This is a genomic window from Clostridium sp. TJA032, assembly GCF_058310275.1.
In genome coordinates, this window is record NZ_JBZEFB010000001.1 from 1,224,633 (window position 1) to 1,241,563 (window position 16,931).

The 16,931-nt window shown below is 29.1% G+C and carries 17 protein-coding genes; all 17 read right to left on the bottom strand.

What is annotated here, in order from left to right; translation table 11 throughout:
* Positions 1-9 precede the first annotated feature (9 nt).
* The 17 genes from hisS to AC4FRL_RS05775 all read right to left on the bottom strand — a co-directional run bounded on the left by hisS (position 10) and on the right by AC4FRL_RS05775 (position 16,885).
* Complete coding sequence (gene hisS / locus AC4FRL_RS05695) at positions 10-1,260, bottom strand: histidine--tRNA ligase (protein WP_491139238.1); 1,251 nt, start codon at positions 1,258-1,260, stop codon at positions 10-12.
* 30 nt (positions 1,261-1,290) lie between these two features.
* Positions 1,291-2,733: a coproporphyrinogen III oxidase gene (locus AC4FRL_RS05700; protein WP_491139239.1), complete on the bottom strand. Its 1,443-nt coding sequence runs from the start codon at positions 2,731-2,733 to the stop codon at positions 1,291-1,293.
* A complete protein-coding gene (locus AC4FRL_RS05705) occupies positions 2,723-3,343 on the bottom strand; it encodes an MBL fold metallo-hydrolase (RefSeq protein ID WP_491139240.1) in 621 nt (206 codons plus the stop codon). Before AC4FRL_RS05705 ends, AC4FRL_RS05700 begins: the two co-directional genes overlap by 11 nt.
* A gap of 159 nt (positions 3,344-3,502) precedes the next feature.
* Positions 3,503-3,952: a D-aminoacyl-tRNA deacylase gene (dtd, locus tag AC4FRL_RS05710; RefSeq protein ID WP_491139241.1), complete on the bottom strand. Its 450-nt coding sequence runs from the start codon at positions 3,950-3,952 to the stop codon at positions 3,503-3,505.
* A 15-nt stretch (positions 3,953-3,967) separates the two neighbouring features.
* Complete coding sequence (locus AC4FRL_RS05715) at positions 3,968-6,148, bottom strand: RelA/SpoT family protein (protein ID WP_491139242.1); 2,181 nt, start codon at positions 6,146-6,148, stop codon at positions 3,968-3,970.
* Between the two features lie 143 nt (positions 6,149-6,291).
* Positions 6,292-6,810, bottom strand: coding sequence for an adenine phosphoribosyltransferase (locus tag AC4FRL_RS05720; protein ID WP_491139243.1), 519 nt, complete (start codon positions 6,808-6,810; stop codon positions 6,292-6,294).
* Between the two features lie 43 nt (positions 6,811-6,853).
* Positions 6,854-7,708, bottom strand: coding sequence for a DHH family phosphoesterase (locus tag AC4FRL_RS05725; RefSeq protein ID WP_491139244.1), 855 nt, complete (start codon positions 7,706-7,708; stop codon positions 6,854-6,856).
* Between the two features lie 199 nt (positions 7,709-7,907).
* Complete coding sequence (gene secF / locus AC4FRL_RS05730; RefSeq protein ID WP_491139245.1) at positions 7,908-8,777, bottom strand: protein translocase subunit SecF; 870 nt, start codon at positions 8,775-8,777, stop codon at positions 7,908-7,910.
* Positions 8,770-10,029: a protein translocase subunit SecD gene (gene secD, locus AC4FRL_RS05735; RefSeq protein WP_491139246.1), complete on the bottom strand. Its 1,260-nt coding sequence runs from the start codon at positions 10,027-10,029 to the stop codon at positions 8,770-8,772. The genes secF and secD overlap by 8 nt, the downstream gene beginning before the upstream one ends.
* Before the next feature lie 97 nt (positions 10,030-10,126).
* Entirely contained in the window at positions 10,127-11,500 is a 1,374-nt protein-coding gene (gene scfB, locus AC4FRL_RS05740; RefSeq protein WP_491139247.1) for a thioether cross-link-forming SCIFF peptide maturase, read from the bottom strand.
* Between the two features lie 68 nt (positions 11,501-11,568).
* Positions 11,569-11,709, bottom strand: coding sequence for a six-cysteine ranthipeptide SCIFF (scfA, locus tag AC4FRL_RS05745; RefSeq protein ID WP_003451489.1), 141 nt, complete (start codon positions 11,707-11,709; stop codon positions 11,569-11,571).
* 196 nt (positions 11,710-11,905) lie between these two features.
* The gene (gene yajC / locus AC4FRL_RS05750) at positions 11,906-12,175 is read right to left on the bottom strand and encodes a preprotein translocase subunit YajC (RefSeq protein ID WP_491139248.1); all 270 of its coding nucleotides are present in this window, start codon (positions 12,173-12,175) and stop codon (positions 11,906-11,908) included.
* A 35-nt stretch (positions 12,176-12,210) separates the two neighbouring features.
* Complete coding sequence (gene tgt / locus AC4FRL_RS05755; protein ID WP_491139249.1) at positions 12,211-13,353, bottom strand: tRNA guanosine(34) transglycosylase Tgt; 1,143 nt, start codon at positions 13,351-13,353, stop codon at positions 12,211-12,213.
* Positions 13,354-13,375: 22 nt separating this feature from the next.
* Positions 13,376-14,401, bottom strand: a complete 1,026-nt coding sequence (gene queA / locus AC4FRL_RS05760; protein WP_491139250.1) for a tRNA preQ1(34) S-adenosylmethionine ribosyltransferase-isomerase QueA — start codon at positions 14,399-14,401, stop codon at positions 13,376-13,378.
* A 20-nt stretch (positions 14,402-14,421) separates the two neighbouring features.
* Complete coding sequence (gene ruvB, locus AC4FRL_RS05765) at positions 14,422-15,462, bottom strand: Holliday junction branch migration DNA helicase RuvB (protein ID WP_491139251.1); 1,041 nt, start codon at positions 15,460-15,462, stop codon at positions 14,422-14,424.
* 13 nt (positions 15,463-15,475) lie between these two features.
* Positions 15,476-16,081: a Holliday junction branch migration protein RuvA gene (ruvA, locus tag AC4FRL_RS05770; RefSeq protein ID WP_491139252.1), complete on the bottom strand. Its 606-nt coding sequence runs from the start codon at positions 16,079-16,081 to the stop codon at positions 15,476-15,478.
* A 213-nt stretch (positions 16,082-16,294) separates the two neighbouring features.
* A complete protein-coding gene (locus AC4FRL_RS05775; RefSeq protein ID WP_491139253.1) occupies positions 16,295-16,885 on the bottom strand; it encodes a hypothetical protein in 591 nt (196 codons plus the stop codon).
* Positions 16,886-16,931: the final 46 nt, after the last annotated feature.

A 16,931-nucleotide genomic window follows, 5' to 3' on the forward strand; every position in this document is an offset into this window, starting at 1 on the left:
TCCTCCTGTCTAATATTTAACTATATTTACTATTTCATTTATATCTAAGCCGACTTCGAATTGTTCTCCATCGCTCATTCTCTTAATTTTAATTTTATTTTCCTCTATTTCAGAGTCTCCTATAACAAAAGTGTATTTAGCCCCTATTTTATTTGCATATTTCATTTGAGCCTTAACACTTTTTCCTAAATGGTCTATTTCAGCTTTTATTCCAGCTTTTCTAAGATTAAATGCTAATTTCATTGCTTCAAGTTTAGCCTTATCTCCCATTGAACCAATATAAACTTCACATCTAACAGGTTCTGGTATTTCTATTCCCTCTTCATCTAATATTAAAAGAAGTCTTTCTAAACCTAAACCAAATCCCATAGCTGGAGTTTTAGGACCATCTATTTCTTCTACTAAGTAGTCATATCTTCCTCCACCACAAACTGTTAATCCATTTTTTATAACTTCAAAAACAGTTTTGCTATAGTAATCTAATCCTCTTACTATTTGTGGGTCTATGTTATATTCTATTCCCATAACATCTAAGTAAGCTTTTAACTTACTAAAGTGTTCACTACACTCATCACAGATGTAATCTAATATTGAAGGAGCTTCTTTAACAATTTCCTTACATCTTTTTTCTTTGCAATCTATTATTCTCATAGGATTTTTTTCAAATCTTGTTTTACAAGTTTCACAAAGATTATCGTAGTTTTCTTTTAAATACTGCTTTAAAGCCTCATTAAATTTTGCTCTACATTTTGGACATCCTAAACTATTTATGTTTAAGCTTAATCCTTTTATTTCAAAATCCTCTGTTAAAACTCTCATTACTAAAGATAATATTTCTGCATCAATAGAAGCTTCTTGAGAACCAAATACTTCTATTCCATATTGATGAAATTCTCTTAATCTTCCTTTTTGCATTTTCTCATATCTAAAACATGGAGTAAAATAGAACATTTTTGTTGGTTGAGCATCTGCATATAAACTATTTTCAATAAATGCTCTAACAGCTGGTGCTGTTCCCTCTGGCTTAAGAGTTATGCTTCTTCCACCTTTATCTTCAAAAGTATACATTTCCTTTTGAACAACATCAGTTGTTTCTCCAACACCTCTTTTAAAAAGTTCAGTTGCTTCAAACATAGGAGTTCTAATCTCTCTAATTCCATATTCAGCTGATATTTTTCTTAATTTTTCTTCTATATAATGCCATTTATAAGCGTCATTAGGTAACATATCTTTTGTACCCTTTTGAGCTTGTATCGCCATAAAAACTCCTCCTACATATTATTAAATTTTTTATTTATATAAGGTATCAAGTAATTTAATTTTACCTTCAACCATTTCATCTATTCTTTTTATATATTCTTTTACATCTTTAACATTTGCAAATCTTTCTATACGGTTTTTACCCTCTTTTAAAAATACAACCTTAGAAACTGCATCTGCTCCTAATGCAATTATTGTTTGCTTATCTTCAATCATTTGTATATTATATATACACTCTTTATGCTCCTTTGAATATCCTACATTTTCCATATTACCAACCATATTTTTTTGTCTATACATATAATACGGATGCATATTTAACTCTCTTCCTAAGTTTTTACTCATTTCATACATCTTATTAAGATTTTTTTGCTCTGCTATAGTTATAGTATTATGTAAAACTAAATTTTCATGAAGCTTTGATGCTCTTTTAATTGACATTCCATGAATAGTTAAACTATCTGGCTCAAGATTTTTTATCATTAGACAAGTTTTTTTAACCTCTTTTATATCTTCATTTGGAAGTCCTATTATAATATCCATATTTATGTTATCAAAGTCTAAGCTTCTTGCCAAATTAAATTTATCCACTACATCCTCTGTTAAATGACCTCTACCTATAGATTTTAAGGTTTTATCGTTCATACTTTGAGGATTTATAGAAATTCTAGATACCTCATATCTTTTCATAGTTTTTAATTTTTCTTCAGTTATTGAATCAGGTCTACCACATTCAACAGTAAACTCTTTTATTCCTTTATTCTTAACAAAACTCTCATAAATATGTTTCATTAAAACTTCAAATTGTTCATTATCTACTGAAGTTGGAGTACCCCCTCCAAAATAAACTGTTTCTATGTTTAAACCTTTATCTAAAACGTAATTACTTATAGCTGAAATTTCGCTACTTAAAGCTTCTAAATATGGATTAACTTCTTTTTTACAACCTGCTATAGGATTTGCAGCAAAGGAACAATAAAGACATCTTGTAGGACAAAATGGCATACCAACATATATACTTATGTTTTTTTCATCCTTATTTACAAAACTTTCTTCTCTTTCAGCAACCTCTATGCAAAGTTTAGCTTTTTCTTCCTTAGCTAGATAATTTTCCTCAAAATATTTTATTATTTCTTCTTCAGATTTACCTTCTCTTATCAAAGATAAAGCTATTTTACTTGGTCTTATACCAACTAAGGTCCCCCATGGATATTCATCCTTAAGAGCTTCTGATAAAAACTTAAATATTCCTTTTTTAAGTTCTGTCTTAAAACCATATCCTTCTTTAAATTTATATGAAAAGCTATTATTTTTATCTGATATATTCAGCTTATCCTTTTCTATAAGGACATCATAATCTCTTTCCTCATCTTTCTTTACAAATTTTAATTCCTTAAAGGTATAGAATATATTAAACATTTGATAAACATCATATCTATACTTTAAGTCATTAAGATATATTTTAATATACATAAAAATCTCCTGCTAAAAATGGATTTCTTTCTTTTTCATGTTTAATTGTAGTACTTGGTCCATGACCTGGATAAACTACTATATCATCACCTAAAGGAAGTAATTTTTCTTTTATACTCTTAAGAAGACTACTTAGATTTCCTCCAACAAAATCACTTCTTCCAATAGATTCTCTAAATAAAGTATCTCCTGTAAATAAACAATTGTCTATTAAAAAGCATAATCCTCCTGGAGTATGTCCTGGTGTTTCTATACACTTAACCTTATAATTTTTTGAAAAATCTAAAACTTCACCATCTTTTATATATCTATAAGTTTTAGGAATAGTTCCAAAAACATCAACCTTCTTTTCTATCATATCAGCATCATTTTTACTTATATAAAAAGGTATATCATATTTTTCTGAAAGAGCCTTAACAGCACCTACATGATCAAAATGTCCATGAGTTAATAAAATCATCTTTGGTTTTGCTTCTAAATTTTCTATTGCATTTTCTATTTTTAAAGCTTCTTCGCCTGGGTCTACAACTATACAATCCTTTGTTTCTTCATCCATAATAATATAGGAATTAGCTTGATACATTCCTACTGGTATTGTTTTTATTAACACATAAATCCCTCCTAAAAATAAAGTTTAATTTATATTTTTAACCAAATTATAGGAGTTTAACTTATTAAGCTAAACTCCTATAAAAAACTTCAATGTTTAACTTTATTTATAAAGCCTATATTTATTATAATGCTTTATTTGAAAAATAGTAATATTTCTTTAGAAATTCTTTTTACTATCTAAAATTAAAGTTACTGGTCCATCATTTTCTATATCAACTACCATATGAGCTCCAAATACTCCAGTTTCAACCTTTACGCCTTCTTCTTTACACATAGCTACAAAGTTATCAAAAAGAGTTTTTGCTTCCTCTCCTCCTAAGGCATTCATAAAATTTGGTCTTCTTCCCTTTCTACAGTCTCCATAAAGAGTAAACTGTGATATTAAAAGAAGCTCTCCCTTAACATCCTTTAAAGATAAATTCAACTTATCATTTTCGTCTTCAAAAACTCTTAAATTTAAAATTTTATCTTTCATATATTTTAAATCTTCTAAAGTATCATCTTTCCCAATTCCAACTAGCACATTAAAGCCTTTATTTATACTTCCAACTATTTCTTCATCAACCTTAACGGAAGATTTATTAACTCTTTGAACAACAACTCTCACCTTTTAATCCCCCTTTTATTTATTTACTCTATAAACATCTATTATTCCTTGAAGTCTTCTTATTTTTTTCATTAAATCTTTTAATTGCTCTATGCTATCAATCTTAACTTGAATATTTATATGAGCTATAGAATTTTTTCCTGACTTAGCATTTAAAGAAATTAAACTTAAGTTTGAATCTGTTATAACTAACATAACATCAGATAGTAAGCACATTCTATCTTCTGCCTTAACCTCAAGTTCAGCAACATATGCAGCACCTTTTTCACTACCCCAGGTAACATCTACAATCTTTTCTTTTTGCTTTTCAACTATTGCTTTAAAGTTAGAACAATCCTTTCTATGAACAGAGACACCTCTTCCTTTAGTTATGTAACCTGCTATTTCATCTCCAGGAACAGGATTACAACACCTTGCAAACCTAACCATTATATTATTTAGTCCCTTTACAGTTACTCCATAAATTTGTTTTTTCTTTCTTTGTCTTTCTGTCTTAGCTATTTGGTCTTCAATATTTTTATTTAATTCTTCCTCTGTAACTTCTTTTACTACATTTTCTTTAAGTTTTGATATTACAGTAGAGGATAATAACTCCCCTTCACCTACAGCAACGTATATCTCTTCAATATTATTTAAATGATACCTTTTTAATAACTTTTCATATAAAGTGCCTTTACAAAGGTCTGAAAAAACTAAGGATTGTTTTTTACATTCCTTATCTAAAATTTCTTTACCTCTTTCTAAATTTTCCTCTCTTCTAGCCTTTCTAAGCCATTGCTTAATTTTACTTCTAGCTTGATTACTGTTTGCAATGTTAAGCCAATCTATATTAGGTCCTCTAGAAGAAGATGATGTTAAAATTTCAACTATTTCTCCAGTTTTAAGTTTATAATCTAAAGTTACTATCTTCCCATTAACCTTAGCACCTACACATTTATTACCTATATCAGTATGAATCTTATATGCAAAGTCTATAGGTGTTGCACCTGCTGGTAAATTTATAACAACTCCCTTAGGAGTAAAAACAAATATCTCATCTGAAAATAAATCAAGCTTAAATCCTTCCATAAACTCAGTCGCATCTACAGCTTCCTTTTGCCACTCAAGTATATCTCTAAGCCAAGTTAATTTATTTTCAAAGGTCATATCCTTTGAATCAGTACTATTTACACCATTTTTATATTTCCAATGAGCTGCTATACCGTATTCAGCTGTTCTATGCATTTCAAAGGTTCTTATTTGAATTTCAAAGGTTTTTCCTTCACTTCCTATTACTGTTGTATGTAAAGATTGATACATATTAGGCTTTGGCATTGCTATGTAATCTTTAAATCTACCTGGTATTGGCTTATAAATAGTGTGTACTATTCCTAAGGCAGCATAACAATCCTTTACAGTATTTACTAAAATTCTTATGGCAGTTAAATCAAATATTTGTTCTATACTTTTATTTTTGTTTACCATTTTTCTATAAATACTATAAAAGTGTTTTGGTCGTCCTTCTATATCACTATCTATATTAGCTTTATTTAAATTTTCTTTTAGTTCTTCAATTATACGAGAAATAAACTTTTCTCTCTCCACCCTTTTTTCTGCAATCATATTAACTAAATCGTAATACTCCTCAGGATGAATATATCTTAGACACAAATCTTCTAATTCCCATTTTATTTTAGATATACCTAGTCTATGAGCTAGAGGTGCAAATATATCTAAAGTTTCTTGAGCCTTTTTCTTTTGTTTCTCTGGCTTCATATACTTAAGGGTTCTCATATTATGAAGTCTATCTGCTAATTTTATAATTATTACCCTTATGTCTTTAGCCATTGCTAAAAGCATTTTTCTTACATTATCAGCCTGCTGTTCTTCTTTGCTTTTATACTTTATTTTACCAAGCTTAGTAACACCATCAACTAAATTAGCTATCTCAACATTAAAAATCTTACTTATATCTTCATAAGTATAATCCGTATCCTCTATAACATCATGAAGAAGCCCAGCAACTATAGTGTTTGTATCCATTCCCATATCAGCTAAAATCATAGCCACACTAACAGGATGTATAATATAAGGCTCTCCTGATTCTCTCTTTTGTTCTTTGTGTGCTTCAAAAGCTAAATCATATGCTTTTTTAACTAAATCTATATCAACATTATTACCATTAGCTTTTATTTTAGAAATTAGTTCTTCTAACATACTGGATTATTCTCCCCTACTTAAAATTTCTTTTAATATATTATATTATTATATAACAAAAAAATAAAATAAACCAATAAAATTAATGGCTGGTCAATAAACCAGCCATTTTAAACTCTTATAAAATTTTAAGAGAAAATAAATTAAACTTCATAATCAACTAAAGATTTAACTTCATATCCTTTTAATTTATCTCTTCCTTTTAATTCTGTTAATTCAATAGTAAATGCTAATCCAGCTACTTCTCCTCCAGCTTGCTCTACTAATTTAGCAACAGCAGCTATTGTTCCACCAGTTGCTAAAAGGTCATCAACTATAGCAACTCTCATTCCTGGCTTTATAGCATCTTTGTGTATTTCTAATGCATCTTTTCCATACTCTAAATCATACTCTACTCTTACAGTTTCTGCTGGAAGTTTACCAGGTTTTCTAACTGGAATAAATCCAACACCTAAAGCATATGCTACAGGAACACCAAATATAAATCCTCTAGCTTCTGGTCCTACAACAACATCAATGTTTTTATCCTTAAAAAACTCTGCCATTTCATTAACTGACTCTCTTAAACCTTCTCCATCTGCAATTAAAGTAGTTATGTCTTTAAAACTTATTCCTTTTTTAGGGAAATCTTCTATAACTCTTATTTTATCCTTTAAACTCATTACTTTGCCTCCAAAATCAATAAATATATATAAATTTTAATTACTATCTTATCTTTTCATTATAAATATATTTAGTTATTTGCTCCGCTCTGTCCTTATCATTAGTAGTTAATAGCTCCACAATTATCTTAGCATTATCCTTTTTGCTAATTGCCCCTTCTCTTGGAGTTATTTCATTTACTATTTTATTAATACTCTCTATGTTTATATCACTAATATTAAAAAAACTCTTAATAGCATTTAATCCTATACTATTAGTATATCTTAAATATTGAATTCCTTCTTTTAATATTATGCCATTTTCTCCTTTGTTTCTAACATTTTTAGAAACACTTCCTATAAGTATTAAATCTAAATACTTATTGATTCTCTTCATGTTATAGTATATAGCAATAGCTTGCATTAATTTAAAAGTTACTCCCGAATTAGTCAAATCCTTATATCTATATGAACATTTTTCTTCACTTGGATTTATATAAATTGAGTCATATATACATTTTGTCCTTTTATTTTCCATAATTATCAAATCTATGCAAAGGTTTTTTGCTAGATTTTCAACTTCCTTATCTTTAAGTCCACAGCCTACTGTAATTAAAAGTTGTGCACCTAAAAAAGCAATATCTTCTTTTAAGGTATCTTTATCTATATCGTACTTTTTTTCTTCATGCTCCTTACTTACACAATATTCAACATCAGCATTTAAATATTTTAATATAAGCATTAGGGAAGATATTGCACATATGGAATCTAAATCACATCCACCATATATGACTATCTTTTCTCTATTGTTAATTGCAGACGCTAGTCTCTCTATTGCTTTATTCATATTTTTAATGTTAAAGGGACTATACCCAGATATGTAATTAGTGCAATATATGTTTTTCCAAGCCTTCTGCATAATTTAACTCCTCCATAAAATTAAGAAAACAAGTATATTATAATTTAAAATTACCTTTTTGACAAATACTTTTCAAATAAATACGTATACATTGATTATTTTTATTAGATTTTATCTTTTTTTTGACAAATACATGTATTTTTAAAGTATAAATAAAAAAATGCTAAAAATCCAAAGAATTTTTAGCATTTTTATACTATTATCTATTTTTTGCTTTTTTCTTTTTTTGTCTATTAGTTATCATGCACCAAATTGGGCTTGCTATGAATATTGATGAACATGCCCCTGATGCTATACCTATAATTAATGGGAAAGCAAAATCTCTAACTGTAGGAACAAATATATAAACACAAACTATAGTTATTAAAGTTGTAAGTGTTGTATTTATAGACCTTGACATAGTTTGAGTTATACTTATATCAGCTATTTCCTCAACAGACTTACCTCTAAGTTTTTTAGTATTTTCTCTTATTCTATCAAAAATAACTATGGTATCATTTATTGAATATCCTACTATTGTAAGTATTGCTGCTATAAATGGAGTATTTATTGAAATTCCAAAGATAGCATATACACTTATAGTTATTAAAACGTCATGTATTAAAGCAATTATTGCTGCAACACCAAAGGAAAATTTAAATCTTATAATTACATATATAAGCATACCAATTACTGCAATAGTTAAAGCTATTATTGCACTTCTTGTTAAATCTTTTCCTACAGATGCACCAATTTCATTTTGAGATACTAAAGCATCATCTTTTAAATTATACTTTTCTTTAAGTGCATTAAATATCTCATTTACTTCCTCTGTATTTAAATTACTAGCCTTTATTTGAAGTTCAGATTCATTTACTTGATTTGTTACTGCATCTTTTGAATATTCATGAACTATTTTATCAACATCGGTCTTATTAAAATTCTCTCCCATGTTTATTACAACTTGAGTTCCGCCTTTAAAGTCTATACCAAAATTCATACCCTTAGTAAACATAAATCCTAAACCTACAACAATTATAAGAATAGATATAGTAAACCATATTTTTTTCTTTTCTACTATTTTAAGCATTATGTCTACCTCCTTTTATACGTCCAAACATTGAAGGCTTGTTTAATATACCCATGTTAAATGCTAAATTCATAAAGAATCTTGTCATTACTATAGCTGTAAACATACTTACTGCAATACCTATTAGTAAAGTTAATGCAAATCCTTTAACAGGACCTGAACCAAAGAAGTATAAAACTAAACCAGCTATTAAAGTTGTAACGTTAGAGTCCATTATTGATCTTAAAGCATTACTAAATCCTGTTTTCATAGCTGATTTTATGCTTCTACCATTTCTAATTTCCTCTTTAATTCTTTCAAATATAAGTACATTGGCATCTACAGCCATACCTACTGTTAATAAGAATGCTGCTATACCTGGTAGTGTAAGAGTTACGCCAACTAAAGTGAATATATAAAGAACTAATAAAACATAAACACTTAATGACATACAAGAAATAAATCCTGGAACTCTATAGTATAGTATCATAAAGATAAATATTATACCTATTCCTATAGCTCCTGCTTTCATTGCATTTGGAAGAGCATTTGCTCCTAATTGAGCTCCTACAGTTTCTACTGAAACTGCTTTAACAGGCACTGGTAAAGCTCCTGCATTTATAATTCCTGATATTCTTTCTGCTTCTTCAATTGAGCTATTTCCTTGTATAATTGCTTCACCATTAGAAATTATGTCACTTACTACTGGATCTGTTAATGTTTCATTATCCATTTTTATAGCAATCTTTTGACCTTTATACTTTTCTGTTGCTTCTGCAAATTTTTCTTTACCTTCTTTATTAAGCTCTAATTTTATAACAGGTTTTCCAGTTTGTGAATCTATGTAGACACTTGATTTTGCTACATCTTTTCCTGTTAAGATAACATTATCTTCTGGACCTACAAAGGTTAACTCTCCTGTTTGTTGAAGAGAATTTACTATAGATTGTGAATCATATTGCCCTGGAATATCAATTCTTATTCTATTTTTTCCCTCTGTTGTTACTGTTGTTTCTGAAACTCCTACTTTATTAACTCTTAGAGATAAAAGTTCCTTTGTTGTGTTTAATTGTTCTGGAGTTACATCATTACTTTGGATTTCCATAAGAACAGAAACTCCACCTTGTAAATCTAACCCTTTAGTTATAACCTCATTAAACGTTTTAAAGTGATAGTCCCCTAAAGTAAATCCTTTAAACCCTGCTAGAGCTAAAAAACTTATTATTGCTATGGAGATAATAAATAATATGAAGCTACCTAATTTTGATTTCATGGTTATCCCCCTCTGTAAAATTTTCTCTGATAAACTAAATTATATTAATATGTTGCCATATAGTCAATATATGGCAACCAATATTAATATTATATTTTTATTCAGCTTCCATAGTTTTTGTCTTTAAAGCTATAGCACACTCTATTCTTTTCTTTTGCATTTCACATCCTATTTCATAAGGAACATGAATGTCTCCATTAAAGTTAAAGTTGTTAGCTTGACATCCACCACTACAGTAAAATCTTGCCCAACACTCTTTACATTTTGGCTTATTATATATGTGAGCTTCTTTAAATTCTTTTGATAAATCCTTCTTTATTTCTCCATCATATATATTTCCTAATAAAAAGTCAGTATTTCCAACAAACTGATGACATGGATATATTTCTCCATCTGGAGTTACAGCAATGTATTCATGCCCTGCCCCACAGCCTGCTATTCTCTTATAAACACAAGGACCACCATTTAAGTCAATGTTAAAATGATAGAATTTAAATATGTTATCTCCCTCTTCTAATCTTCTAACCATTTCATCATATAATTTATCATATTCCCCATAGATAGTTTCTAAATCTTCTCTTCTTATTGATAGTTCGTGTTCATCTGGAAGAACAACAGGTTCTATTGAAATTTCAGTAAACCCTTCATTAGCAAGAGCCATTACATCTTGGAAGAAGTCTGTATTATTTCTTGTAAATGTTCCTCTTGCATAGTATTGCTTACTTGGATCTCTCTTTTCAACCATTTTCTTTATATTTGGAAGAATTCTATCATAGCTTCCTGAGCCATCAACTCTTATTCTAACAGCATCATTTACTTCTTTTCTTCCATCTATTGAAAGAATTATATTTCCTATATTTTTATCTATATAATCAATTCTTTCATCATTTAAAAGAGTAGCGTTAGTAGTCATAGTAAATCTTACGTTTTTACCTACTTCTTCTCCTCTTTTCTTACCATAATCTATAATTTCCTTTATAGTATCAAATACCATTAATGGTTCTCCACCAAATAAATCAACTTCTATGTTCTTTATTCCACCTGAGTTTGCTAAAACAAAGTCTATAGCCTTTTTACCAACTTCAGCACTCATAGGCTTTCTACATCCCTTATATTCTCCCTCATCTGCAAAACAATATTTGCATCTTAAATTACAATCATGTACAACATTTAAACATAAAGCCTTTATATGAGAAGGTGCTTTATCACTTTCTTTTGCTACTTCTTCATATAAATCCTTTGAATATAATGCTTCCTCTTCTACTAATTGAAGTAAATCTTCGTATGCTTCTTCAATTTCTTCAACTGGATATTTATCCTTTAATTTTTCAATTAAAACTTCCTTACTACTTAATTTATTATCATCATCTAACATATTGTAAATAAGGTCATCTACAATATGAACACTTCCTGAGTTTACGTCTACTACGTAATACTCGCCACCTTGCATAAATTTATGAATTAATGACACAATATTTCCTCCTAACTAGAAATATGGCAGCAACTTTAAAAGTTACTGCCACTTAAGAATTTTTATAATTAATTTTCACAAGCTAAGTTTGCTACTGTTGCTGATGTTTTACAAGCTGATTGGCATGAGTTTGCACACTCTCTGCAATCTGCTGGTTTACATAAACTTTTCTTTAAGCTTGACTTGTTTACTGTTTTTATACGCTTCATTTACTCTTCCTCCAATCAAAACTATCTTTAATATTATAACATGTTAAGGTTTAATTTTAAAGTTCTTTTTAAAAAGCTAATTTGATTTATCATCCTTATTTTTTCATATTATACTATAAAATTCAATACTTTAAATAAAAAATAGCCATTTTAATGGTTAAAAAACCATTAAAACAGCTATCCATATTAAAATAAACTAGTCAATTTTTGAGCTTATACCTTGTTTTGAAAACTCAATCTTTGTTCTGTCTTGAGTACTTTCTATTACAACGCTATCTTCGTTTATTTTTACTATTTTACCTATGATTCCACCTCTAGTTATGATTTTGTCATTAACCTTTAGTTCATTTAGCATAGCATCATACTTTTTCTTTCTTTTCTTCTCTGGTAAAATAAGCAAGAAATAAAATACACCAAACATTAAGATAAATGGTAGTATCATTGTTGCTAGTTGTTGAAAATTCACATTAGCCACTCCCTTCTTTTATTTTAAATTTATTATTAAGCTCTTCCATTCCATTCTTCTAACTTTTTAGCTTTGAACTCAGCAAAGTATCCGCCATCTATAGCCTCTCTTATCTCCTCCATAAGCTTGTTGTAGAAATATAGATTGTGAAGAACGCATAATCTCATAGCTAACATTTCCTTAGCCTTAAATAAATGTCTTATATATGCTCTTGTATAATTTTTACATGCAGGGCATTGACATCCTTCGTCTATTGGTCTTGAATCTAATTCAAATTTAGCATTCATTAAGTTTATTTTACCTTCTTTAGTGAAAACATGACCATGTCTTCCATTTCTAGCTGGTAAAACACAATCAAAGAAGTCTACTCCTCTTTCTACAGCCTCTAATATATTTGATGGAAGTCCAACTCCCATTAAGTATATAGGCTTATCTTCTGGTAAATGTGGCACTACAGCATCTATAACTTTATACATTTCCTCATGCGTTTCTCCAACTGCTAAACCACCAATAGCATATCCATCTAAGTCCATTTCTCTTATAGTTTTAGCATGTTCTATTCTTATATCTTCATAAACTCCACCTTGATTTATACCAAAAAGCATTTGTTCCTTATTTACAGTATCCTCAAGGGAATTTAATCTATCCATTTCTTTTTTACATCTTTCAAGCCATCTTGTTGTTCTTGCAACTGACTTTTCAACATATTCTCTACTTGATGGGTTAGGTATACACTCATCAAAAGCCATGGCTATAGTTGAACCTAAATTGCTTTGTATTTGCATACTTTCTTCAGGTCCCATAAATATTTTTTTACCATCTATATGAGAGTTAAAATAAACTCCTTCTTCTTTTATCTTACGCATACCTGCTAAGGAGAAAACTTGGAATCCACCTGAATCAGTTAAAATAGGTCTATCCCAGTTCATAAATTTATGAAGTCCTCCCATTTGCTTTACAACCTTATCTCCTGGTCTTAAATGTAAATGATATGTATTAGAAAGCTCTACTTGACACCCTATTTCCTTTAAGTCCATTGAAGAAACAGCACCCTTTATAGCTGCTAATGTTCCTACATTCATAAAAACCGGTGTTTGAATTGTGCCATGAGGAGTTACAAACTCACCTCTTCTAGCTTTTCCGTCTTTTTTTAAAAGAGTATATCTTTTTTTAGTCATGAAAAAAGTCCTTCCTTTGCTTTTATTTTATAAACATTGAATCTCCAAATGAGAAGAATCTATACTTTTCTTTTACTGCGGTGTTATAAGCATTCATTATGTTATCTTGTCCTGCTAAAGCTGAAACAAGCATTATTAATGTTGATTCTGGCAAATGGAAATTTGTAATTAAATTATCTACAATTTTAAACTTATATCCAGGATATATAAATATATCTGTCCATCCACTTTGTTCTCTAACTCTTCCATTTTCATCACCAATAGTTTCTAAGGTTCTTGAAGAAGTTGTTCCTACTGCAATAACTCTTTTCCCTTCTTCCTTAGTCTTATTTATTATATCTGCATTTTCTTTATCTAAACTATAATACTCTGAGTGCATAACATGATTATTTACATCATCAACCTTAACAGGTCTAAAAGTACCTAATCCTACATGTAAAGTTAAATATGCTATATTAACACCTTTATCTTTAATCTCTTTTAATAATTCTTCAGTAAAATGTAAGCCTGCTGTTGGTGCAGCTGCTGAGCCCTTTTCCTTAGAGTAAACTGTTTGATATCTTTCCTTATCTTCTAACTTTTCGTGTATATAAGGTGGAAGAGGCATTTGACCTAATTCATCTAGAACCTGTTCAAATATTCCATCATATTTAAACTCTATTATTCTATTTCCTTCCTCACCAATTTCTCTAACTATAGCTTTAAGCTTTCCATTTCCGAAAGTAAAAACTGTTCCTACTTTAGCTTTTCTGCCTGGCTTAGCTAAACACTCCCATTTATCTCCTTCTATTCTCTTTAAAAGAAGAAATTCTATTTTTCCACCGGTTCCTTCTTTTTCTCCTATAAGTCTAGCAGGTAAAACCCTAGTATTATTTAAAACTAACGTATCACCTTCATTTAAATATTCTAATATGTCATGAAACTTTCTATGTTCAATCTCTCCAGTTTCCTTATCTAAAACCATTAATCTTGAAGAATCTCTCTTTTCAAGAGGACACTGTGCTATAAGTTCCTCTGGGAGATCAAAATAAAAATCACTTACTTTCATCTAATTACACCTTCTCTATTTTATTTTTCAAATAATGTATATTGATTAGAATCTTTAATAGACTCCTTTAATTTACTTCTTCCTAAATGTTTATAAGCCTTTTCAGTTGCAACCCTTCCTCTTGGCGTTCTAACTATAAATCCCCTTTGTAAAAGGTATGGTTCATAAACATCCTCTATAGTATCTAATTCCTCTCCTACAAAGTAAGCTAAAGTTTCAATTCCCACAGGACCACCACCAAAATTGTCTATTAAGGCTTCTAAAATTTTATTATCAATTCTATCAAAACCTTCACAATCAACCTCTAAGAGTTCTAAGGATTTTTTTGCAGCTTCTTTTGTAATCTCATTATCATATAAAATTTCTGCAAAGTCTCTTACTCTCTTTAAAAGTCTATTTGCTATTCTAGGAGTTCCTCTTGACCTCTTAGCAATTTCAAAGGCACCTTCTTTAGTTATATTGCATCCTAAAATTTCAGAACTTCTAATTATTATTTCCTCTAATTGACTAGTTGTGTAATATTCCATAGAACATAATACACCAAATCTATCTCTTAAAGGTGAACTTAACATACCTATTCTAGTAGTAGCTCCAATCAATGTAAATTTAGGCAAATCCAATCTTATTGATTTACTTGCAGCCCCCTTGCCTATTATTATGTCTAAAACATAGTCTTCCATGGCAGGGTAAAGTATTTCTTCAACACTTCTATTTAATCTGTGTATCTCATCAATAAATAAAACATCATTAGTATTTAAAGTTGTTAATATTGCTGCTAAATCTCCAGCCCTTTCAATTGCAGGTCCTGAAGTTACTTTAAGGTTTCCACCCATCTCATTTGCTATTATATTAGCTAATGTAGTTTTTCCAAGCCCAGGTGGCCCATATAAAATTACATGGTCTAAAGCTTCTTCTCTTTTTTTAGCAGCCTTTATAAATATGTTTAGTCTCTCTTTAACCTTGTCTTGACCTATATATTCACTTAATTTTTCTGGTCTTAAACTGTATTCATTAGTTGAATCTATTTCGATTTCATTAGAGGTAACTAATCTTTCGCTCATTTAATTACACCTCCTATCGCATTAAAAGTTTTAAAGACTCCTTTATCATGTTTTCTATTGATAAAGTCTTATCAACTTTTTCTAAAGCTTTATTTGCTTCTTTTTCTGTATATCCTAAAGCCATTAAGGCTCCTAAAGTTTCATCTATATTAAGGCTATAATCAAAATTATTATCAATTCCTTGTAGTAATTCTCCATCCTCTGAAGTAATTTCTTCTAATTTTAATTTATCTTTAAGCTCTAAAATAATCCTTTGAGCTGTTTTTTTACCAATTCCAGGAGCTCTTGTTATATGCTTTTCATCTCCCATAATTATTGCATATTTTAAATTATTTACAGTGCTTATAGACAAAAGAGATAAAGCTGCCTTTGCTCCTACTCCGTTTATTGATAATAAAAGTTTGAACATTTCCAATTCTTCTCTCTCTTTAAAGCCATATAATCCTATAAAATCTTCTCTAACTATTTGTTCTAAATATAAAGTTTCTTCCTCATCTACCTTTGGCATATTTGCCATAGTATTTCCAGAGGTGAAAATTCTATATCCTATATTATTTGACTCTAGTACAACATAATCCTTACTTATACCTTTAAATCTGCCTCTTATATATTCGTACATATTCTTGCTCCCATGTGTATAATAAGTTCTTTAAATCTATATAATACTTTAACATGAAGAAGGAATATTATCAATGAATTAAACAAAATTTACTATTCATTAAAAACACCCTAAACACTCTATTTTACTACACAATGCTTTTTTTAAAATACAAAAAGCTACATCTTAAATAAGATATAGCCTTTAAGTTGAATTTTAAAAATAACCTTTATTTTAACTTATGTAATTTGTTATGTTTTCCTCGCATTCTTCTCTTGTATCATACATTTTTTCAAAACTACTTATTTTTTCTCTATCAACCTCTGGTAAATCCTCTATACTTTTTGTACTAACATCTTCTGGTTTTTCAATAAAGGCTCTTCCGTCTTCTCCTGTTTTAAAAATAGCTATATACCCATCCTTTTCTCCTATGTAATATTTATTAGGCTCTAAAATTCCCATATCAGTTAAAAATACTATTTCCTCCTCAGTAGAAGCAACCAACTCATATCCTTCTTCTTCCATAGACGAAATAAATTCTTCTACACTATATCCTTCAAAATTTTCATTTTTAGCCATTTCTGAAAAGGTAGTTCTATAATCTACTACAACATGGTCATCTAAAGTTCTTCTTGTAAAAACTACATTTAAATTTTCTACTAAGGATTTTTCTTCTTCTTTTATTACCTTAGCATTTGTTTTTTGTATTTTTCTACTATTATAAGAATAAGATAACATATAACTACCTGCAAATATAAAAATTCCTAAAATAATAAAAATTATACCTTTAAGATTCTTATTATTTTTTAGCTTATTAAAATTCATACCATCACCTCATTGGTGATTATTAACAGTTTTATTTTTTTTATAC